Consider the following 21323-nt stretch of genomic DNA (forward strand, 5'->3'; position numbering starts at 1 on the left):
ATTTCCCAATTTAGTAAGACCCCTTGAAGACGACGAGGTTGATAGGTTCGGGGTGGAAGCGCAGCAATGCGTGCAGCTGACGAATACTAATCGGTCGAGGGCTTATCCTAACAAACACGCTAAATTTTCATGACTTGTCTTTCGCATCCAGTTTTCAAGGCGCAACTCAATCGTAGCGTCTTTACCGTTGAACCTTTTTTACCAGGTCATTCAACGAACAGCTGAAATATTCCCTGATAGCTCAGTTGGTAGAGCACTCGACTGTTAATCGAGTTGTCACAGGTTCGAGTCCTGTTCGGGGAGCCATATGCTCTCATAGCTCAGTAGGTAGAGTGCATCCATGGTAAGGATGAGGTCACCGGTTCGATCCCGGTTGAGAGCTCCAGCTTTATTCGTAAGGCCCGTTGGTCAAGGGGTTAAGACACCTCCCTTTCACGGAGGTAACAGGGGTTCGAATCCCCTACGGGTCACCATTTATTGGGGATTAGCCAAGCGGTAAGGCAACGGACTTTGACTCCGTCATTCTCAGGTTCGATCCCTGAATCCCCAGCCATTTCATGAGTCATTAGCTCAGCTGGTAGAGCACCTGACTTTTAATCAGGGTGTCGTAGGTTCGAATCCTACATGACTCACCATTTTTCCTTATAGCTTTACCCATGCGCGTGTGGCGGAATTGGCAGACGCACCAGACTTAGGATCTGGCGTTTCACGACGTGGGGGTTCAAGTCCCTCCACGCGCACCATAAACACAAATTGAGCCATTAGATCAAAGAATCTGATGGCTTTTATAATTGTCCAAAATGCGCATTACCGTATACGACACATTTGGAGTGCGTAATAGGAATACAACGTATAGATACATAGAAATCCTTTGTTTTCAACACTTTGTGTCGCCGCTCACTTCCGCGGAAGTGAGCGGCGACAACGCATTTCTTCTTGCAAAGTCATGCTTTTAGCGTAAATCCGGGACATTATTAATGTGACTGCCACAGTCGCTTTTCAACCTATGCAGTTTATGGTCGTATATAAGCGGAACAATGTCATTTGTTATGTCCTGGAGTGAGGCTTTTTTGGCGGAAGTAAACGATAAGGGAATCACGGTTGTAAAGATATGTCCGGGATCTACCGAATAACTTGTTTGAGGTTATGGGGACACTCATCGTTGCTCCCTGTTTTGCAACCATTTAACCGTCCCAATGAAGCCTGCTAGTCCTGTTATGAATACCAGAAAATAACTAATGCCCGTCAAGGGGAAAAGAGCTACTCCGTTTTCCTTCAAATGCAAAGCAGGAACAGACCAAGGTAGATAAGCACCAATAGCGGTTGGCCCGATTACCAGTGCCAGCATCAAAGTTGTAAAAGCAAAGCCGATCGGTACCAGATAACCGCGTGAAATGCAGGCCAATAGGGCAAGAGGTGCACTTATAGATAGGTGAAGAATTCCAATTGTAAGTATCAGGAAAAAATAATGCTGTACAGTTGCTGATGAGAATCCAGGTAGTCCAGATGCGAAACCAACTATTACGGCGTATGCTAAGCTGATCAGCATCATCACAATACACCAGAATACAATTGCGGTATATTTGGCAATTGCTATTTTACCGCGCGATATAGGCAGCACTAGCAGATCCTTAAGTGTTCGATCGGAATACTCACGGCCAAATGTCCAGCTTGTTATCAATCCAAATCCCAGCAGCCCAAATACGGATGCATACAAAAACGCAATCTTTTCAAAAAAGGAAGACCAATCGGACTGCCCCAGGAACAACGTGATAACGAACAAGGTGAACAGAAGCGTCCCCCATAAAACAAAGGATCGACGCAATTTATAAATCTCAACGCTGCAGGCTGTCAACAACTGTCTCATTCGTTGTTCCCTCCTCGAGCTCTGATTACTTTGAAAAAATAATGCTCCAGATTCTCTTCTTCAATTTTAAGCATGGCGAGCGGCACTTCATGATGCACAAGCAATTTCGCAATATGTTCGGGATGATTAACGGCATGATCATCCGTTAGCGCTAGGCAGTTATTCGAAGTCGAATGTACCGTATACCCAGAGTCAGATAGAATAGATAGAGCCTTCCAAGCATCCTTCGTTCCGATCATCAACTGCTTTCGGCGAATTGCTTCAAAGTCTTTTGTTGTAAGTTCCTCCAGGAGTACACCCTTGTGAATAATACCGATTCGAGAAGCCAATTTGGAGATTTCCTCAAGGATATGGCTCGATATAAAGACGGTAACACCATGTTGAGTTGCTAGAGTTTTAAGCATTTCACGTATTTCTACAATTCCCGCGGGGTCAAGCGCATTGGTTGGTTCATCAAGAATCAGAACGTCCGGTTTATGAATTAATGCTTTGGCCAATCCAAGCTTTTGCGCGTTGCCCAGTGACAAATCTTTGGCCTTGGTATTCGCGTATTCAGCCAATTTTAATTGCTCCATCATATCGTTAACTGTCCTTGGAACCATTAATCCTCGCAACCTGGCCATCAAGTTCAAGTTTTCCCTAACTGTAAACTGGGGATAAGCATAAGGGACTTCCACCATATAACCTACCCGTCTGGACAAGTCGAAATTCCGGTTGGTCCATCGCTGACCGAATAGATATACTTCTCCGGAAGAAGGCTTGCTCATGCCGAGAAGGGCACGGATAGTTGTCGTTTTCCCGGCGCCGTTTAACCCCAGGAAGCCATAGATTTCTCCCTTCTTAACGGAAATCGAAACCCCATCCACTATGACTTTATTTCCGTATTGCTTTGTCAGGTTAACGGTTCGAATAATATCTTCCATAGTAACAGTCCCTCCATAGCCTTGATTGAATGCATTCTATAAAAGAGCCGGCGGCATCTGAGAATGCCCGCCAGCCTGGCTCAAATCAAATAGCGCGATAAATAGAGTTCAAGTATTGTGGAATCGATGAAGTGTCCTCAATAGGGGTGCGTAGCGCAATATAACCATCGGGACGAATCAATATGAGTTCTTCGTTTGTTACATCGTATACTCGATAGGCATTTCCTGCCGTGTCGATTATGCCTTTGGCTTCCCCCGCATGGGAGGGCAGAATGCAATGCACGTGGAGTTCGTCGTAAGTGAAGTTCTCCAAAGAAGGATGATCTGAGCAATTTACAAAAGCTAATAGCGTCCAGTGTGGGCCGCGGAACAGGTCAAAAGCACTTCCAGCGAGCCCTGTGCCTTGAAGACTCTCGGCATTAGGAGCACGATCTCCGGGCAATGAACGGGTAACATTCGTTCGAGCAGACGGACGGGTAAGAGAACTTGACCGGTAAGAAATGAGAAGTCCGCTCGTCAGATCGTCGGATATGGCGCTTAAGGATTGGGACAACGCTATGCTTTCAGTCGCCGTTCCTACGACCCCTTCCATCTTCTTTGTGCTGTCCTCAAGCACGGCTCGAGCTACGGGGTGGCGCTCCTCATTATACGTGTCGAGCAAGGCGGGGCCTGCTCCTCGTATGACGGCTGTCAGCTTCCATCCGAGGTTGTAAGCATCTTGTATCCCCGTATTCATGCCTTGGCCGCCGGCCGGCGAATGAACATGAGCGGCATCGCCAGCAAGGAAAACTCTGCCGTTGTGGTAACATTCAACCATGCGGACGTTGATCCGGTAGATGGATAGCCATGAGGCATCCGTGAGCCGGACACGTCCGGCGCCTGCTCGTCGGTCAATCATGGCTTGGTACTCTTCTAGTGACGGCTTCTCCGGTTCTTCGATTTCTGCTGCAATTGTAGCCTGAAGTTGCCAAATGTCCGAATTCGGCAATGGTGTCACCCCGACCATCCCCTCTGGAGATGTCCAGATATGGATATGGTCACGATCCAGCCCCTCCAAACGTACATCGCCAAGGTACCACCGCTCATGATCGTGTGTTTCCCCAATCAGCGGCAAATGAATAAACTTGCGGATATTGCTTTTGCCCCCGTCAGCGCCAACTACATATCGGGCGCGAATTTGCTCTTCTCCTTGTGGTGTATTCACGATTACCGTTACACCGTCCGAATCCTGAACAAGCCCAACTGCTTCCACGCCCAACTCAACTTGACCGCCAAGCAACGCATATCGGTCGCGCAATGCTTTTTCCACATCAAACTGAGCAATCCAGACCGGATCACGATAAGGTGTCTCAAGTTCGGCGCTGGCTGCCACGGTAATAGCCGGCTTGTCCACGCTTCTGCCATCTGGGGTATAATAACGGACAGGCAAATCCACGACGCCTGTGTCAACAAGGTAGCGAACGGCCCCCAAATCATCGATGACTTCAAGCGAGCGGGGCTGGATTCCTTTGGCGCGAGATGCTACGTTATACAAGGTGCTTCGTTCAATAATGCGATGGTCTACGTTTCGACGGCCAAGGTCGCACGCAAGTGTAAGTCCGGTTGGTCCGGCTCCGACAATGAGAACATCAACAAAAGATTGCATGGTTTTCATGGATAAAACCCTCCTTGATTATTGCTTTGTTATGCCACAAATGATATACTACACCGTATAGTGTAATTTGTAAAGCGAAACAACGAGTTTTGAATTATTTGCTCATACTAGGGGGAAACTTGAGAATGGATCATACGGAAAACAAGAAAATCCGCAAAGGCTCTTCAGACAAACGAGCTAAAATTATTGCGGCGGCACGAGACCTGTTTCTTTCAGAGGGGTTTGATCGTACCAGCGTCGATACGGTCGCAGCTAAAGCGGGAGTTTCCAAACGGACAGTTTATGATTATTATGGGGACAAACAGAACTTATTGCTCACTGTTCTCGAAGAAACCAGTTCGGCGGTTCTGGACATGATTGAGCAAGGAATTTCAGACCACCTCAGGGAATTCAAGGATTTGAATCAGGCGCTCATCTTATTTTGCGAACAAATTGTTGATTCTGCGAATGGTTCGTCCGATTACACCGCTTTGATCCGTCTAGTTCTGACGGAAGCCGCGAATCTGCCAGCCTTATTCCTAGAAAGGCTGGACAACGCGACGGAAGAGGGGATTATCAGGAGGTTTACAGAGTTTGGACAAACCGGATTACTCAATGTGCCCGATCCTGAAATGGCTACAAAGCACTTCGCTGCATTAACGTTTTTGTTGGTATTCAATCAACCTAGAAAAACTGGGACTTTGGAGGAGGAACAAACCAAACGTATAATTACTGAAGGTGTACGCGTCTTTCTTTGCGCCTATGGACAACACACCGTTCAAAATAAATGATCTGACGGCCTGTTCGAACGTAATTTGCTGGTTTTGCGGCTCGACGGATTGCTCAGGAGACTGCAAGCTATTGTTTCGACGCGCCATTGTTTTTCCGCCTCCTGTTCAGCGGATTGCAGTAAAAACTCAAAAGGGCTGGATTTTTGATGCTGCAGATGAATGTCGTTGCCGAAAAATGCGATATAGCGGCGAGTCATATCCAACGTGGAATGCCCCAAAATATATTGAAGTGTAAGGAGATCGCTGCCATTGAAAAGGTACATTTTTGCCATTGTGTGTCGGAAGGTATGGCAGGAGCCCCGAACACCTTTGAGTGCCACTTTTTTGCAATGGTCACGAACGATTTTTTCAATGGCTGCTTTTTGCAATGTTTTGTTGTTCAAGGTAATCCAGATTTCTTCAAATGGTAGTGTACCGCGTTCCTGTATGAACCGTATAAGTGCTTTAGCGCACGTCATTTGAATCGGTACGATCGGTAAAGGTGACCAGCATTTGATTTTGGGCTTTCATCACCTTAAGTCCTTCTGCCAGATTGGTTCCCATATTGCCGTCTTGCCATAAAAATTTGAAGAAGCCTTAGCAGGTACGGATGAGACCGTTCGTGGTGTTGGCCGTGAGTTTTCATGGAATAAATCATCCTTTCCTCGGGAAGGATTAGTGAGAAAAAGATTAGCGCGAAGACTGCTTATCGGTTGCACTAAGCAATAGGGAATATGCACTCGCTAAATCTGTGCAAAAATCGATGTTTTGGATTTCGAAAAAAAGTTTGCAATCGGCGAGAAAACTTGATATTATAACAATTTTCGCTAAAACGAGCGGAATGAATCACCGCCTAGGTACTCACCAATCTTAGGATCTGGCGTTTCACAACGTGGGGGTTCAAGTCCCTCCACGCGCGCCATTTAATTAAATTCAACCCTTTTTATCTGAAAAAGATAAGAAGGGTTTTTTGATGTTTTTTATCAAGGTCCTTCCTCCAATTTATCCAGTAAAGTACGCCCGATTTTCCATGTTGCTTGTAGGTTTGATTGTGTATAATGGCATAGCAGTGAGAATTACTATCAATGAAGAAACAGAAAAGGGTGAGTTCGGTGGTAAATGGAACAAGGAAATACACGATTAGGTTAGCAACGCTGCTTATAGGATGTCTAATCGTTCTCGCAGGCTGTGGTACAGCGGCAAATTCGGGATCGGAATCAACAGCGTCTCCAGCACAACAGACAAATGCAGCGACGGGGCAGGAGCCAGCTGACGCTTCTAATACACGTATAGTCACTGACTCATACGGAGAGAAGGAAATTCCGGCTAATCCGCAGCGGATTTTTTCAGTGAGCGCTACTACGCCATTGCTGGCACTAGGTATTACGCCGATTGGCGGCTTGAATTATGAAATTACACCGGATTATTATTTAAATAGTTATAAAGATCAAATTACGATCGCTGGAGATTATCCGATTAATTATGAGTCGGTTTTGGAATTGAAGCCGGATCTTATTATTGCTTCTTCCTTTGTTGAAGCCGATGTCGTTGACCAGCTCAGCAAAATTGCACCTACGGTTATTTATCCATGGGGAGTAAATTTGTATGAGCAGCTGAAGTTCATAGCCGGTATTGTAGGGAAAGAAGCAGAGGCCGAGCAGTGGATTAAGCAGCATGAGGAGAAAGCGGCGAAATACAAGGAAGAGATTAAGCAGTATGTTGAGCCAGATGAGACAGTTGCTGCGATTCAAATTTTTAAAAACTCGTTCCAGGTAGCCGGCAATCGCAACATGGGACATGTGCTTTATGATTTGCTGGGGCTTAAACCGCTGCCATCCATTCAGAAGCAAATTGATGATAGCGAAGATTATTTTGTGTATACCGATTCACTATCGCTTGAAAAACTGCCGGATTATGATGCGGATCGGTTGATCGTAAAGGTAGATATTACACAGCCGGGTTCGGAGCAATTTTTTGAAGAAATGCAGCAATCGGCGATTTGGAAAAGTCTTTCCGCAGTGAAAAATGGCAAAGTATATATCGTACCGCATGATAAATGGTGGTCCTATACGTTGTTTTCGACCGACGCTTTGCTGGATGAAACGATGCAGTTATTCAAAAAATAAACGAACAGCTGGCAATGAAGCTTTCCTGATTCAATGGGAAAGCTTTTTTTTTATAAATATAGGAAAGGATATGGTTTTTCCATCCTTTCTCTATGTTTCTACGCGAAACGGAAGCTTTGCCGCCAAAGGATGGCTTCAGCCGTTTACGCTTGGGCATTTTTCCGCTACAATAAAATGATAGCATTTTTGAGAACGGTTATCATAATGGGAGGGGAACAAGGTCAAATGGCGGATATGGATGAACACCTAGATGATTTGCAGCTCCGCTGGGTTCAGATTACTAAGGGCTCATGTACTGAAGGGATACCAGCGCTGTCCCAAAACGCTAGGGCATATACGTTATTGGCCATAACGCAAGGAACGACAACTGTGTTGTTCCAAGGACATCCTATATTGCTTCAGCCAGGCACCTGCGTTCTGTTTGAGCCCAATTCAACTATAGAGGTCAATGGAACGGTGGATGGACGGATTCAGTATTATTCGCTTGAGTTTGAAGCCGCGTCCGCGAGTGTTGAAGAGGATGGCAAGGAGCTGCTCTCCTTTGCTGTGGGCCATCCCTTCTTCATAAAGCCGTTTGCCCCATTCATGGACGTTATGGATTCATTGTTTGATTTACGAACGGCTGTGAGCGGAATGGAGCGATTTAAGCGCAATATTAACCTGCAGGAGGCCATTTATTTATTTGCTGCCGCCGCTGCGGCTTCTAACGACTCCAGGGATGCGGAGCATGCCGTACAACGAACGATTTTATATATGAAGGAATACTATAAAAGCAAAATAATACTGCCGGAGCTCGCGAATTTAGCGGGTGTGGGTATACGACAGTACACTCATTTGTTCAAGCAGGTGACGGGAGCAAGCCCGATGGATTATTTGGGCAAGCTGCGCATGGACCGGGCTAAGAAGCTGCTGCTGGTCGCTTCGAATGATATGGTCACAGTAGCCAGCCATGTTGGCTTTAAGGATGAATTTTATTTTAGCCGAAAGTTTAAGCAGCAGGTTGGCGTATCACCCCGGGTATATATGCAGACGAGAGAGCCCCGGGTTATTGGCCTTCTCTATACATCGCATTTGCTGGCCCTTGGTCATGTGCCTGTAGGCGCCCCCGATTACCATCTATTCGAAAATTATTATGTGCGTGAGCATGCAAGAGCAATGACCCCGTTCAAATGGGAACCATGTGACATGGATGCTGTTCGAGCTATGAAGCCTGACTTGATTTTAGGTTATGAGCATATGCTGTCTGAGGAGCAGGAGCAGCTTAGCCAACTAGCCGAGGTTATTCCTATCGATTGGCATACCCAGGACGTTTATGGGCAGCTGCGACAAATTTCAGCCATTGTAGGCAAGCGGAAACAGGAACGAGAATGGATGGAACGGCATATGGCTAAAGCGGATCAAGCGAGGGAACGGGTCCAGCGTCTTATTGGTGGCAAGGAGACATGCGCCGTGCTGGTCATGGAAAGCGATACATTCAGAGTAGTAGGGGGCCGAAATATGGGACATGTTTTTTTTCAGACACTTGGCCTCAATCCCCATCCGCTTGTGAAGCAGCATATGGAGGCGGGAGCGCCGTTTATTTTTTCCGAGCCTAAACCGTATCATGAGCTGTCAAAATACGACGCCGATCGGCTCATAATTATGGTCAATCCGAAGGATAAAGGAGCTCCAGAAGCTTTTAAGCGATTGCAAATGTCCGAACGCTGGCAAAATCTCGCGGCAGTCCGCAGTGGCAGCATGCATATGGTTCCTTTTAACAAATGGTGGGTGTACTCGCCGCTGGCCATTGATGGGCAGCTTGATGAGGCGGTTGCCCTTTTGCACAACGAAGATGTAGGTTAATGAGTAAAACTATATATAGAAATGAGTTGATCATGATGTGGCCTGAAACGATAGACGTGCTGCTTAATCACCGCTCCATACGGAAATTCAAATCGACCCCCATTCCACAGCCGACACTGGCAAAAATAATAGAGGCGGCGCAGCAGGCTTCTACCTCAAGCAGTATGCAGTGCTTCACGGTAATCAACGTGAGTGACCGAGATAAGCGGAAACAGCTGGCCGAGCTTTCCGGCAACCAGGCGTATATTGAGGAATGCCCAGTATTTCTCGTCTGGTGCGCGGATCTGTTCCGTTATGAACAGGCAGCCAAGCTTCATTTTGAGGGCGATATGACGAGCACGGTTGAAAATTTTATCGTTGCCACAGTCGATACTGCGCTGGCAGCTCAAAATGCAGCAATCGCGGCAGAATCGCTTGGCTACGGAATTGTCTATATTGGCGGTATCCGCAACAATCCGCAGGAGGTTTCAGCGCTATTAGGGCTGCCATCGCATGTGTACCCCGTATTCGGAATGTGCATGGGGGAGCCGGATCAAGCGCCGCTGACGCGTCCAAGACTGCCGCAGCAGGCGATTTTGCATGAAGACAGCTATGATCAGAAAGCAGTGGAAAGCGGCATTCGGGAGTATGACGAGACGATTAGGCAGTATATGCTGGAGCGGTCAGAAGGAAAACTGAATACGAGCTGGTCCGAATCAATGGCGGCCAAAATCAATCATCCGCGTCTGCATATGGGCGAGTTTCTCCGCAGCAAAGGCTTCTTGCAACAATAAGAAGCCGTTAGGCGGGGTTTGGGCTGTGCAAATTTATTTTAGCCTTAACAATTGCTTTATTTTCATTGACTTTATACGTGAGAACGATTATCATTAATTATTGAATGATACTGATAATAGTTATCATGCTTAATGAATGATAAGTCGTGTGTTTTTAAAATATAAGCATTTATAAGTTTCACACTTATAATGGGCTTATATTTCAACGCGAAACGGTAGCTTTGCCGCCAGAGGACGGCGACAACCGTTTCACCTTGAAATATAGGAAAGGGTAACCTAACGCTATCCTTTCTCTCTATTTTTCGGAATGAAACGCGCCGCGCCGCCAGAGGATAGCGATAACCGTTTCACCTTATATAATAAAATCAGCAAAAAACCCGTATAAGCGGGCATCGGAAGGAGCGTGCATGTCACATGATTCGCCTCACAACATCGAATCTCGACATTGCTTATGATGAACGGTTAATCGTTCAAGATCTGAATATTGCTATCCCACAAGGAAAAATTACTGCGTTGGTAGGGTCTAACGGTTCGGGTAAATCGACGATTTTGAAAACGATGGCTCGTCTGATGAATCCATCTGCAGGCAGCGTATTGCTGGATGGGAAGTCGATTCATAAGCAAGCGACGAAGGAAGTGGCGAAGCAGCTGGCGATTTTGCCGCAAAATCCGACTGCTCCAGATGGTCTGACTGTATCTGAGCTTGTATCGTATGGACGTTTTCCTTATCAGAAGGGCTTCGGCTCTGTGAGCAAGGATGACCGTAAAATTATTCAATGGGCGATTGAAGCGACAGGAATGGTTGATTTTGCAGACCGTCCGGTTGACCAACTGTCTGGCGGACAACGCCAGCGTGCCTGGATCGCGATGTCTTTGGCGCAAGAAACGGATATTTTATTTTTGGATGAGCCAACCACGTTCCTTGATATGGCGCATCAGCTCGAAGTATTGCATTTGCTTGAGAAGCTTAACGAGGTTAATAACCGGACGGTCGTTATGGTTGTCCATGACTTGAACCACGCTTCGCGTTATGCGCATCACATGATCGCGATTAAAAAAGGCAGTGTCGTTGGCGAAGGCTCGCCGCAACAGGTTATGACACCGGAGATTTTGCGCGAGGTGTTTAACATTGAAGCGGATATTATGCCTGATCCGCGTACCGGTGTTCCGCTGTGCATGCCGTATGCGCTCGCAGGCGAGTCGGCTGCATCCAAAGTCATTCTTGATAAGAAACCGGCATTAGCTGGAGTCGTATAGTTGGTCATCAAACCGTGCTGGAAGGAGCACGGTTTGATGTTTTTATGGCGAGACATGCAGCGAAGGAAAGCTCAGCACGAGGAAAAAAGTTTTTTTTGAAAAAGAGCAAATAACAGTTGCAATTCCCTCCGCAACATGATATATTATTACTTGTCGCCGCGATGAAATACTTGAGAAATACAGGCGGAAATATAATGCGGACGTGGCTCAGTGGTAGAGCATCGCCTTGCCAAGGCGAGGGTCGCGAGTTCGAATCTCGTCGTCCGCTCCATATTGTGTGCCCTTAGCTCAGCTGGATAGAGCGTTTGACTACGAATCAAAAGGCCAGGAGTTCGAATCTCTTAGGGCACGCCATTTCTTTACAAAAGAATCGTCTGTCGGGACGTAGCTCAGCTTGGTAGAGCACCTGGTTTGGGACCAGGGGGTCGCATGTTCAAATCGTGTCGTCCCGACCATTATTTGCGGGTGTAGTTCAATGGTAGAACTTTAGCCTTCCAAGCTAATAGCGTGGGTTCGATTCCCATCACCCGCTTAACGAAGAGAAAGACTTGAAACCCTTGTGCAGCAGGGGTTTTTTGCTTGCTGTTTTTTCAAATTCGGACGAGTACTTTTGGTCTATGGGGCAGATCGTGGGGCAAATCTCAGCTTTTTTGGTTTTAATGCCTCTAATTACGAAGAAAGCCTTGCGGCATGCAAGGCTTTTTGTTATGGGATATTTTAGATCCATTGTTAGGTCGTGGCGTGGGATTGTCATTATTTGTAGAAAAGTGGAGGTAAAGAGCGGAGCAATGTTGTATAATTTGTTAATTACATACTTGAAGCGAAGGGAATGATTGTTAATGGTAAAAGCGATTGTAAGTTTAGTTGATGGATTGAATTTGAAGGACCCGGAGGCACAACTGGAGATTACATTTGATAACGAATATTTGATTATCGTAGAGCATGCTTATAAAGGCTTTAAAAGAAATGTGGAAAACACATTCAAAATTCCATTGGCTAACTTTCTTGAATCAACGCTGACAACAGACAAGGACATGGGAGAGGTTCAAAAAAGTGTAATCGGCCGTGGAATTGTCGGTGGACTTATTTTTGGTCCAGCAGGGCTGGTATTAGGTGGCATGTCGGGCATCGGTACAAAAAAAGGGAAAACGTTGCAAGTATATATCGTATCTTACGTATCCTCTTCGGGAGACATTAATAACATTACCTTCAAAATGCCGCTTCCAATGGTTAGTGTTACCCGGAAATTTGACCAGATATTAAAAAAGAACATGCAATTGGTTCTAAGAAGTGAGGCTGCTTTAAAAATATTAGGTGATATGGAAGATCAAAAATCAGGTCCATCAGAAACGATCTTATAATTTCTACCCTCATTCCGCCTAAAGTAATGGAGGTCTGATAAATATTGAAGCAGAACAAATATGATGAGTCCTCTTTTTTCACAAATTATAGCCAGATGGCTCGTTCGATTGGGGGACTGGACGCCGCTGGAGAATGGTCGTTCTTTCGGCAAATGCTTCCGGAGCTGGCTGGTACAAAAGTACTCGATCTAGGCTGCGGGTTTGGCTGGCATTGCCGCTATGCGCGGGAGCAGCTGGCCCGCTCGGTTGTTGGGATTGACCTTTCGGGCAACATGCTGGAACGGGCAAAAGAAATGACGGACGATGAGCAGATTGAATATCGCCAGCTTGCGATTGAGGACATCGATTTTCCAGCAGAGGAGTTCGATATCGTTATTAGTTCGCTTGCGCTGCACTATGTGGAGCAATTGGGCGACCTTTTCAAGAGAATCCATCATTGCTTGGCGCCAGGCGGAGCTTTTGTATTTTCAGTCGAGCACCCGGTGTTCACTGCGCTTGCGGGGCAGGACTGGCATTATGGGGTAGAAGGGGAAAAGCTGCATTGGCCGCTTGATGATTATCATCGGGAGGGCCTGCGCCATTCCAGATTTTTGGAGCATGATGTCGTTAAATACCATCGTACGGTTTCAACTTATATGAACCTTTTGCTTGAATCCGGGTTTGAGCTTAAACAGCTTTCGGAGCTTGCGCCAACGAAGGAGTTGCTGGATAGCCATCCAGCTTGGCAGGAGGAAATGCGCCGTCCGATGTTTTTATTAGTTTCAGCGGTGAAGAAATAGAAAAATATAATGAAAGACATTTGCTGCAAATGCAAGCAGCTGCCCAATCAAAAGAGACGTTTGCTCTGTGTAGAACAGAGCAGGCGTCTTTTTTTTGATCTATAGGGGGGTGAAGTAGACCGAGAGGAGGGAAGGGGATAAGCGATATGGCGACGGGTAGTTCATCCCGAACACCCGTATCAAGGCTGCATGAGCTCCTGTACGCGCTTAATCAATCGGGATCGCGATGTATATGCCAGTTCCCCAGCCAAGCTTGCTGCGGATGGTTAAACCGAAGGTTTTGCCATAGGTAAGCTTCAATCTTTTTTGCGTATTAAACATGCCGATATGCTGGGATTGCTCCAGACTGCTTTCCAGCTGGGTTCGCAAATAAGCGAGCCTTTCAGCCGTTACGCCTATGCCGTTGTCGACGACGGAGAGCAGCAGCCGCGCACCGGACACCCGTGCTTTCACTCGGATTAGGCCAAAGCTGTCCTTTTCTTTTATGCCATGATATAGGCTGTTTTCAATGAGCGGCTGGAAGGTCAGCTTGAGCACATGATATTTGAGCGCTTTGTCATCTACGTCCCAGCTGACATCAAATTTGTCCTTGTAGCGTGTGCGGAGAATGGCGATATAGGGCAGCGTTTGATTGATTTCTGTTTGCAGCGATACCATGCCCGAGCCGCCTTCGAGCGAATAGCGCAAAATATCGGATAAGTTCTCGATAATATCGGTCATATCATTAGGGCCACCGGTCAGCTTGCTCGCCTTCCAATTGAGCGTTTCTAGAGTATTAAAGAGAAAATGGGGATTGATTTGCGCATGAAGCGCTTCGAATTCCAGCGTTTGCAGCAAATATTTTCGCTCGGACAGCTGAACCTTTAGAAAATTATGCTCAATGAAATGGTTAAGCGTATTTTGCAAAATGTAGCCAAAAACATCCTTAGAGTAACGAGGCAGAGGCGGAAGCGGGCGGCCGCTCTTGGCGAAATCCAAAATCGTGACAATCGCCTTCAGATTGCTGTAGTTTTTACGAGTCAGCCAGTAGGCCAGCATAGTGCCGATTGCGAACGAAATGATCAGCAGCACTAATGTAGTCAGCTTGAGCCCATTCGGAATGACATATAAGGAGTCGCTAGGCACGCTTGAGAGAAAGGTCCATTGATATTTTTCGGAAGCCAGCTTGTTCAGCACCTGTGTTTCGCCATTGACCTTCATGGAGAAGAAGGAGCTGTCTGTCCGGTAAATCGTCTCAGCATCTTCGGCGGTCAGCTTATAGTCCGGATGATTGCGAAAAATAACGTTATTGTCACGGTCCAAAATAAAGATGCTTTGCCCTTGCAGCGTATCCAGCTCGTTTAAGCTTTGCGTAATGTAATCAGGCTTAACATTGAGGACAATGATGCCATCGTTGTCGGCTGCTACGGAAATGCGGCGGAACATTGTAATGACATTCGTCTGCACGGTGGACTGGCCAGTTGTTGGACGGATGACGGGCCGGCTTTCCGCCCACATCAGCTCATCTAAAGGGTGGCTTTGATAGCTGCTGTACCAGTCCGAATCGTAAAAGTCATTCAGCTCGACCAGGCCGCCAGTCGTTGAGGAAATAAACCGCTTGCGGTCATTATTTAAATAAATATAAATCGAATCAATATAAGGCTTGCCGATGGAGGGCGAATCGATAAAGTTTTTGAGCGAGGCAAGCTGATCGTAATCGACGGGCTCGGGAAATTCTTTGGTCATCATATTTTTCAAATTCGTAAACTGAAGCGCGCTGGCGACAATATGCAGATTCAGCGTATCTAGCTCGTTAAAGATCAGCTCGATATTGCCTTTCGTCTGCTTCAGCAGATTCATATTGTTATTGTTGATTTCCTTCGTTATATATTGCGAAATGAGGAACGTGGACAATGTGCCAAGCACCAGCAGCGGTACAAGCATTGGGATAAGAAAAGTAAACAGATTGCGGGCGAAAAATTTAAAATACACCTTGGTCATTCCAATCGCCTGCCATCCATATTGCGGTATTCTCTAGGCGTTTCTCCAAAATAGCGGCGGAACGTGCGCGTGAAGTTTTTGGCATTGCTATAGCCAACCAGCTCGCTAATTTCATACGTTTTATAGGAAGGGTCCTTAAGCAGCTCGGCCGCTTTGTTCATACGGACCGCCGTTAAATAATCGGAGAAGTTTTCACCCGTCTTCTGCTTAAAATATTTGCTTAAATAGTAGGGGTTCATATATACGACATTAGAGGCATTTTCCAAGGAGGCTTCCTTGTAATGGCATGAAATATAATGCTTAATTTTATCAATCGCTGTTTCGGGTGCCGGCTGTTCTTCGGTTTGAGCATCATCTGACGGCTCCGATTGCTGCTCAAGCAAAGCCTTGAGATCTAGATCCTCTTTCAGGCGCTCGAAAACTTTATTGATTTCGCTGTATTTCGTCGGCTTTAATAAGTATTGCTTCACGCCATAGTTTAACGCCTGCTGGGCCAGCTCAAATTCCCGGTGGCCGCTTAGCAGCACAACGCTTACGCTTGAACGCTGCTCAAACAGCTTGCGGGCAACTTCAATTCCTCCCATCTGCGGCATTTTAATGTCGCACAGAAGCACGTCCACGGGCTTCTCCGCCATATATTCGAGCGCATGCAAGCCATTTGCTGCTTGTCCCACTACCTCGAAGCCAATATGATCCCAAGGAATGTACTGGCTTAATCCATTGCGAATTTCAATCTCATCATCAGCGATCAACAGCTTATACAAAGGGCAGCCCCCTTTTCCAAAGTAAGATATTATGTTATGTTAAGTGACATTATAGCATTGCGTAAACAGATATTCTATGAAAAATGACTAGGTAATGAGCGATTTTATTCATTTTGGATTATAGGAGAAGGAAGGTTAGTGTCAAAAATGGAGGCAGAATATTGAAAAATGATACCTTTCAGCCTTGCCAGAGCTAGAAATACGTTAAAAAAGGAGAGTAATTCACAAATGCAGTCCCTGTTTATGCTTTAGGTTCTATTGTTACAATTATGTTATGTAATTTAACGTTGAATCTGGAGGTGCTGGGGCATGCTGAAGCAGGGTTTGGATATAAGCGACATGATTGAGCTTAAGAAGCCATTGTTCACGGCGTTAAGCGATCAAATTTGGGCACTTGCCGAAACGCGTTTTGAAGAGCACCAATCGGCTGAGCTGCTGTGCAAGGCGCTTGAGGAGGAAGGCTTTCGAGTCGAGCGGAGTGTCGGCGGCATAGAAACGGCCTTCATTGGCAGCTACAGCTATGGCGAAGGAGCGCCTGTACTTGCGATATTGGGCGAGTTTGACGCACTCGCAGGGCTGAGCCAGCACAAGGGGCTGTCGGAAGAGCAGCCGGTTGAGCCGGGGGGCAATGGGCATGGATGCGGCCATAATCTGCTCGGCACGGGCTCGCTGGCTGCGGCTGTTGCGCTGCGCCATTATATGGAGCAGAACGGGATTGCCGGAACGGTACGCTATTATGGCTGTCCAGGCGAGGAGGGCGGCTCGGGCAAAGCGTTTATGGCGCGAGAGGGCTTATTCGATGATGCGGATATGGCGATTTGCTGGCATCCGGGCGGCTTGAACGGCATTATGCCGGGGAACTCCCTCGCCAACTACCAAATTTATTATAAATTTAAGGGCCGCTCCTCCCATGCAGCAGGCAGTCCGCATTTGGGCAGAAGCGCGCTCGATGCGGTCGAGCTGATGAATGTGGGCGTGAACTATTTGCGCGAGCATATCATCCCGGAAGCCAGAGTGCATTATGCGGTGACGAACGCGGGCGGCATTTCGCCGAATGTTGTGCAAGGGGCGGCGGAGGTGCTGTACCTCATCCGGGCGCCGGAAACGCCGCAGGTAGAGGAAATCTATCAGCGTGTATGCAATATTGCAAGAGGGGCCGCGCTGATGACAGGCACCGAGGTCGAAATCGTGTTCGACAAGGCCTGCTCTAATTTGGTGCCGAACTATACGCTTGGCCGTGCTATGCATAAGCAGTTCGAACAACTGGGGATGCCTGTATTTTCCGAAGAGGAGCAGCGCTACGCCCGTGCGATTCGCGCTACGCTGTCGGAGGCGGACAAAGCGAGCGTTCCCTATAAGGAGGTTGCAGGCAAGGATTTATGCGACATTTTGCTGCCCTTTGATGAGCGGGAGGGCGGGAGCCGCATGTCCGGTTCGACGGATGTAGGCGATGTGAGCTGGATTGTGCCAACGGTACAATGCTTCACCTCCTGCGTCGCCATCGGCACGCCCTTCCATACGTGGCAGGTCGTCGCGCAGGGCGCCTCGTCCATCGGCCATAAAGGCATGCTGCATGCCGCCAAGGTGATGGCGATGACCGGACTCGAAGCGCTGCAATCGCCTGAGCTGATTGCGGAGGCGAAGGCGGAGCTGAAGGAGCGGCTGCAGGGTGGAGCTTATGAATGCCCAATACCTGCATATGTAAAACCATCGGCGAAAAAGTAACAACGATAGGGGCGCGTGACAACGTAACAGGAGTAATAAAGCAATGGCAGCGAAAAGCAAAGCAAAGGGCAATCAAAAAGGCTGCGAAGCTCGTGAGGATAGGGCGCATGCAGCCTTTTTGCAATTAAGCTTTTATCATCAGGAGCATGAGGCGCTGCGGGCAAAGCCGCATTTGATGCGGCGCTTGCCTTGCTGCCCCCGTGCGCTCACGGCATAGGCTGCCGCCAAAGGAGAGAGGGATATGTCCGCTTCGCGCAAGGAAGCAACAGGAGAATTTTCGGAAGGCTCGTTTTGGCCGATTATGACAGCGATATTTTTCGGAGCGTTTTTATCCGTATTGGCTATATCCTCGATTAATGTGGCGATCCCTGTGCTTATGAACCATTTTCAGGCGGAGCTAAGCACCGTGAAATGGACATTGACGGGATTTATGCTGGCTAATGGCATTATTGCTCCGGTGACGGGCTATTTAGTCGATAAGCTAAGTGCGAAATATTTATACATTTTGGCGCTTGTCGGCTTCACGGTATCGTGCGCGCTGTGCGCAGTGGCGTGGAGCATGGAGGCGCTGATCGTCTTTCGGCTGCTGCAAGGGCTGTTCAGCGGTTTGATTTTGCCTGTGACGATGACGATTATTTATCAGGTTATTCCGCGGGAACGCCAAGCCTTCGCCAGCAGCATGTGGAGCCTTTCCACCGTACTTGCGCCTGCGCTTGGGCCGACGTTGTCAGGGTGGCTCATTCAGTCGCTGTCCTGGCAGTGGGTGTTTTGGATGAATCTGCCCTTCGGCATTGCTGCGGTGGTTGCGGCTTGGAAGCTGCTTCCGCATTATAGCTTAAGCGAGCCGAAGCGGTTCGACAGCTCGGGCTTTGCGCTGGTCATTACATGCAGCTCCTTCCTGCTCATTGCGTTCAGTGAAATCGATCAATGGGGCTGGGGCTCTTGGAAAACAGTCGGGCTGCTGGTTGCCGGAATGCTGCTGCTGCTTGCCTTCATATGGCGGGAGAGAAATGCTGCGGAGCCGCTGCTTGATTTGTCCGTATTCAGCAACAGGCGGTTTGCGATGTGTCTCGTCGTCAGCAGCGTGCTTGGCATGTCCCTATACAATGGATCATATTTGACCCCTGTCTTCCTCCAAACGATTCAATCGGCTACTGCGATGGAGGCGGGACTGGTGATGCTGCCAGCTTCCATTGCCATGGCGGTTTTTATTCCGATAGCTGGAAAGCTGTATGGGCATGTTGGCCCGGCGAGGCTAGTATTGACAGGCCTTTTGCTAATGGGGATTGGAACGCTTGCGATGTCGCGGTTAACGGTGGATACGCCGCATGGTTACGTAATAGGTTGGATGATTGTTCGCAACATTGGCGTGGCGCTTGGCATTGTGCCTGTGTCTAATGCGGGGATGGAGCAAATTGCCCGCCAGATGACGGCTCATGCTTCATCGGCTAGCAATTGGGTGCGTCAGGCGAGTGCATCGCTGGCAATAGGCTTGTTTACGTCGCTGCTGTCGACGCGGCACATGGTGCATGTGGCGGAAAAGGGCCCACAAACACCAGATACGGGTACAGAACTGCAGGCCTACACGATGGCGATTAATGACGTCACGCTTCTGGCTGCTCTTATTGTATTTGCGGTTTTGCCGTTTTTATGGGTGCTGCGTCAGCGGAAGGAACCCGTTATTTTGCCTCCAGATCAAGCCTTCGTTTCTAAATAACACACTCTTAGGCGAATAGGCTCTCATATGAACATCCGAACAAAAAGCTTCCATGACTAGTTTTAGTCGTGGGAGCTTTTTTAAATAGCATTGGTCTCATGGAAAAGGCTGTAAAGGGATATTCATTAGCTGTCTTGGGTGAAAAAGTATCTATTTTAGCTGGAAAAATGAAATAAAGATACCTATTGCCGTCAAGCCTCCAGCTTTATGCCAAGATATGAATCCAAATCATAAATCCAATGCCTACTAAAACGGCTCAAAATCCTGTTTAATTGACGTGAGGAAAGTTCACACGCAATTCGCGCTAGTGAATAACAGAGACAGGAAAAGGAGCTGACTGCTTTGAGCCCAACGAATAAGACGCATCATGCAGAACGTTTATCCGCAATTATTGACCAGAAACGAGAGGCATTCATTCGCCTGAGCGATGAAATTTGGGCATATGCAGAAACGCGTTATACGGAGCAGAAGTCGGCGGAGCTTGTCGCTGCCACCCTTGAGCAGGCAGGCTTCGACGTTGTGAGGGAAGCGGGCGATGTGCCTCATGCCATCGTTGGCAGCTTTGGCTCGGGTGCGCCGGTCATCGCCATCTTGGGCGAATATGATGCCTTATTTAATTTGAGTCAGCGCCCAGGCTTGACGGAGAAGCAGCCGATTGAGGCAGGCGGCAATGGACATGGGTGCGGACATAATTTGCTAGGTGCCGGGGCGCTAGCGGCGGCAGCAGCACTTCGGATTTACATGCTGGAAAATGGCTTGGCCGGCACGGTGAAATATTATGGCTGTCCAGCAGAGGAGGGCGGAGGCGGCAAAGCCTTTATGGCGAGGGCCGGGCTTTTCGACGGTGTAGATGCGGCATTGACTTGGCATCCTTCCACGCGCAATGGCGTGATGTCCTATGGCTTCCTCGCTACGTGCCAAGTGTATTACAAGTTCAAGGGACGCAGCTCCCATGCCGCTGCCAGCCCGCATCTGGGACGCAGCGCGCTAGATGCCGTGGAGCTGATGAACGTGGGCGCCAACTACTTGCGTGAGCATCTGGAGCAGGAAACGCGCCTGCATTATGCGGTTACGAATGCCGGCGGCATTTCGCCAAACGTTGTACAGGCGGAGGCCGAGGTGCTGTATAAGCTGAGAGCTCCGCTGAATGAGCAGGTGGCGCAAATGTATGAGCGTGTAACGAACATTGCCCGCGGCGCAGCACTGATGACCGAAACAGAGCTGGAAATCCGCTTTGACGCGGCTTCCTCGAATATGATTTTGAACACGGCGCTTGAAAAGGTGATGCAGCAAAATTTCGAACGGCTTGGCATTCCGCAGTTTGATGCGGAGGAAAAGGCGTTCGCCAGCCACATTCGCCAGACGCTGTCCCCGCAGGAGCTGCAAAGCGATAGGCAGCAGGGCGAGGATACGGAGCAGCCGCTGGCCGATAAGCTGGAGGCGTACAAGCCCAAAGCCGGCATCGTGCCCGGCTCGACGGATGTAGGCGATGTAAGCTGGCTTGTGCCGACAGCGCAGTGCGGAACCGCATGTCTTGCGCTTGGCACGCCGCTTCATACCTGGCAGGTCGTCTCCCAAGGCGCCACGTCGATAGGACACAAAGGCATGCTGCATGCCGGCAAAGTTATGGCGGCGACGGCAGCGGAGCTTCTGCTAAATCCCGAGCTGCTTGCGTTGGCGAAGCAGGAGCATGAGGCAGAGCGCGAGGGCAAGCCTTACCAAAGCTTAATACCGCCTGAAGCGAAGCCGCTGCCCGTTGTTGCAAGGTAAGAATCAGGTTCAGCTTACACACATTTGCAGAGGGAG

General features: G+C 48.3%; 17 protein-coding genes, 10 tRNA genes and 1 rRNA gene. 22 read left to right on the top strand and 6 right to left on the bottom strand.

Going from position 1 to position 21323, the window contains the following annotated elements; genetic code table 11:
- The 7 genes from AC6B99_RS31685 to AC6B99_RS31715 form a co-directional block, all read left to right on the top strand.
- Positions 1 to 110: ribosomal RNA gene (locus AC6B99_RS31685) — 23S ribosomal RNA — on the top strand; the annotation flags it as partial.
- 120 nt (positions 111 to 230) lie between these two features.
- Positions 231 to 306: transfer RNA gene (locus tag AC6B99_RS31690), tRNA-Asn, on the top strand.
- Between the two features lie 3 nt (positions 307 to 309).
- Positions 310 to 385, top strand: a tRNA-Thr gene (locus AC6B99_RS31695).
- Positions 386 to 398: 13 nt separating this feature from the next.
- Positions 399 to 473: transfer RNA gene (locus AC6B99_RS31700), tRNA-Glu, on the top strand.
- Between the two features lie 5 nt (positions 474 to 478).
- A tRNA-Gln gene (locus AC6B99_RS31705) sits at positions 479 to 553 on the top strand.
- Between the two features lie 6 nt (positions 554 to 559).
- A tRNA-Lys gene (locus AC6B99_RS31710) sits at positions 560 to 635 on the top strand.
- A 23-nt stretch (positions 636 to 658) separates the two neighbouring features.
- Positions 659 to 743: transfer RNA gene (locus AC6B99_RS31715), tRNA-Leu, on the top strand.
- A gap of 413 nt (positions 744 to 1156) precedes the next feature.
- Here AC6B99_RS31715 and AC6B99_RS31720 read toward each other — a convergent pair.
- The 3 genes from AC6B99_RS31720 to AC6B99_RS31730 all read right to left on the bottom strand — a co-directional run bounded on the left by AC6B99_RS31720 (position 1157) and on the right by AC6B99_RS31730 (position 4444).
- The gene (locus AC6B99_RS31720; protein ID WP_056033082.1) at positions 1157 to 1867 is read right to left on the bottom strand and encodes an ABC transporter permease; all 711 of its coding nucleotides are present in this window, start codon (positions 1865 to 1867) and stop codon (positions 1157 to 1159) included.
- Entirely contained in the window at positions 1864 to 2790 is a 927-nt protein-coding gene (locus AC6B99_RS31725) for an ATP-binding cassette domain-containing protein (protein WP_494882220.1), read from the bottom strand. Before AC6B99_RS31725 ends, AC6B99_RS31720 begins: the two co-directional genes overlap by 4 nt.
- 85 nt (positions 2791 to 2875) lie before the next feature.
- Positions 2876 to 4444, bottom strand: coding sequence for an FAD-dependent monooxygenase (locus AC6B99_RS31730; RefSeq protein WP_496665049.1), 1569 nt, complete (start codon positions 4442 to 4444; stop codon positions 2876 to 2878).
- Positions 4445 to 4569: 125 nt separating this feature from the next.
- On the opposite strand from AC6B99_RS31730, the gene AC6B99_RS31735 reads away from it, so the two are divergent.
- Positions 4570 to 5214 carry a TetR/AcrR family transcriptional regulator gene (locus AC6B99_RS31735; RefSeq protein ID WP_056033091.1) on the top strand — a complete coding sequence of 215 codons (645 nt, stop codon included), beginning with the start codon at positions 4570 to 4572 and terminating at the stop codon, positions 5212 to 5214.
- On the opposite strand, the gene AC6B99_RS31740 is transcribed toward AC6B99_RS31735, so the two are convergent.
- Positions 5202 to 5672: a tyrosine-type recombinase/integrase gene (locus AC6B99_RS31740; RefSeq protein ID WP_496665050.1), complete on the bottom strand. Its 471-nt coding sequence runs from the start codon at positions 5670 to 5672 to the stop codon at positions 5202 to 5204. The genes AC6B99_RS31735 and AC6B99_RS31740 overlap by 13 nt on opposite strands.
- 606 nt (positions 5673 to 6278) lie before the next feature.
- On the opposite strand from AC6B99_RS31740, the gene AC6B99_RS31745 reads away from it, so the two are divergent.
- The 10 genes from AC6B99_RS31745 (at position 6279) to AC6B99_RS31790 (ending at position 13331) form a co-directional block, all read left to right on the top strand.
- A complete protein-coding gene (locus AC6B99_RS31745; protein WP_081418715.1) occupies positions 6279 to 7319 on the top strand; it encodes an ABC transporter substrate-binding protein in 1041 nt (346 codons plus the stop codon).
- A 225-nt stretch (positions 7320 to 7544) separates the two neighbouring features.
- Positions 7545 to 9161, top strand: coding sequence for a helix-turn-helix domain-containing protein (locus tag AC6B99_RS31750; protein WP_496665051.1), 1617 nt, complete (start codon positions 7545 to 7547; stop codon positions 9159 to 9161).
- The gene (gene nfsA / locus AC6B99_RS31755) at positions 9161 to 9934 is read left to right on the top strand and encodes an oxygen-insensitive NADPH nitroreductase (protein WP_496665052.1); all 774 of its coding nucleotides are present in this window, start codon (positions 9161 to 9163) and stop codon (positions 9932 to 9934) included. The genes AC6B99_RS31750 and nfsA overlap by 1 nt, the downstream gene beginning before the upstream one ends.
- 414 nt (positions 9935 to 10348) lie before the next feature.
- Positions 10349 to 11191, top strand: a complete 843-nt coding sequence (locus AC6B99_RS31760; protein WP_056033104.1) for an ABC transporter ATP-binding protein — start codon at positions 10349 to 10351, stop codon at positions 11189 to 11191.
- A gap of 196 nt (positions 11192 to 11387) precedes the next feature.
- Positions 11388 to 11462 (top strand) — tRNA-Gly (locus AC6B99_RS31765).
- Between the two features lie 6 nt (positions 11463 to 11468).
- Positions 11469 to 11545, top strand: a tRNA-Arg gene (locus tag AC6B99_RS31770).
- A 24-nt stretch (positions 11546 to 11569) separates the two neighbouring features.
- Positions 11570 to 11646, top strand: a tRNA-Pro gene (locus AC6B99_RS31775).
- A 6-nt stretch (positions 11647 to 11652) separates the two neighbouring features.
- Positions 11653 to 11723: transfer RNA gene (locus AC6B99_RS31780), tRNA-Gly, on the top strand.
- Between the two features lie 307 nt (positions 11724 to 12030).
- Positions 12031 to 12552: a hypothetical protein gene (locus tag AC6B99_RS31785; protein ID WP_496665053.1), complete on the top strand. Its 522-nt coding sequence runs from the start codon at positions 12031 to 12033 to the stop codon at positions 12550 to 12552.
- Positions 12553 to 12596: 44 nt separating this feature from the next.
- Complete coding sequence (locus tag AC6B99_RS31790; protein ID WP_496665054.1) at positions 12597 to 13331, top strand: class I SAM-dependent methyltransferase; 735 nt, start codon at positions 12597 to 12599, stop codon at positions 13329 to 13331.
- Between the two features lie 207 nt (positions 13332 to 13538).
- On the opposite strand, the gene AC6B99_RS31795 is transcribed toward AC6B99_RS31790, so the two are convergent.
- Positions 13539 to 15311 carry a histidine kinase gene (locus tag AC6B99_RS31795; RefSeq protein WP_494862874.1) on the bottom strand — a complete coding sequence of 591 codons (1773 nt, stop codon included), beginning with the start codon at positions 15309 to 15311 and terminating at the stop codon, positions 13539 to 13541.
- Positions 15308 to 16075: a response regulator transcription factor gene (locus AC6B99_RS31800; RefSeq protein ID WP_056033119.1), complete on the bottom strand. Its 768-nt coding sequence runs from the start codon at positions 16073 to 16075 to the stop codon at positions 15308 to 15310. The genes AC6B99_RS31795 and AC6B99_RS31800 overlap by 4 nt, the downstream gene beginning before the upstream one ends.
- Positions 16076 to 16384: 309 nt before the next feature.
- Here AC6B99_RS31800 and AC6B99_RS31805 point away from each other — a divergent pair, with 309 nt between their 5' ends.
- The 4 genes from AC6B99_RS31805 to AC6B99_RS31820 all read left to right on the top strand — a co-directional run bounded on the left by AC6B99_RS31805 (position 16385) and on the right by AC6B99_RS31820 (position 21287).
- The gene (locus AC6B99_RS31805; protein ID WP_496665055.1) at positions 16385 to 17800 is read left to right on the top strand and encodes a M20 family metallopeptidase; all 1416 of its coding nucleotides are present in this window, start codon (positions 16385 to 16387) and stop codon (positions 17798 to 17800) included.
- A gap of 43 nt (positions 17801 to 17843) precedes the next feature.
- Positions 17844 to 18017: a hypothetical protein gene (locus AC6B99_RS31810; protein ID WP_496665056.1), complete on the top strand. Its 174-nt coding sequence runs from the start codon at positions 17844 to 17846 to the stop codon at positions 18015 to 18017.
- A 24-nt stretch (positions 18018 to 18041) separates the two neighbouring features.
- Positions 18042 to 19517 (top strand): MDR family MFS transporter, encoded by a 1476-nt coding sequence (locus tag AC6B99_RS31815; protein WP_496665057.1) that lies wholly within the window; start codon positions 18042 to 18044, stop codon positions 19515 to 19517.
- A 342-nt stretch (positions 19518 to 19859) separates the two neighbouring features.
- Positions 19860 to 21287 carry an amidohydrolase gene (locus AC6B99_RS31820; RefSeq protein ID WP_056033127.1) on the top strand — a complete coding sequence of 476 codons (1428 nt, stop codon included), beginning with the start codon at positions 19860 to 19862 and terminating at the stop codon, positions 21285 to 21287.
- The last annotated feature ends 36 nt before the right edge of the window (positions 21288 to 21323 follow it).

Source organism: Paenibacillus liaoningensis, from assembly GCF_059609455.1.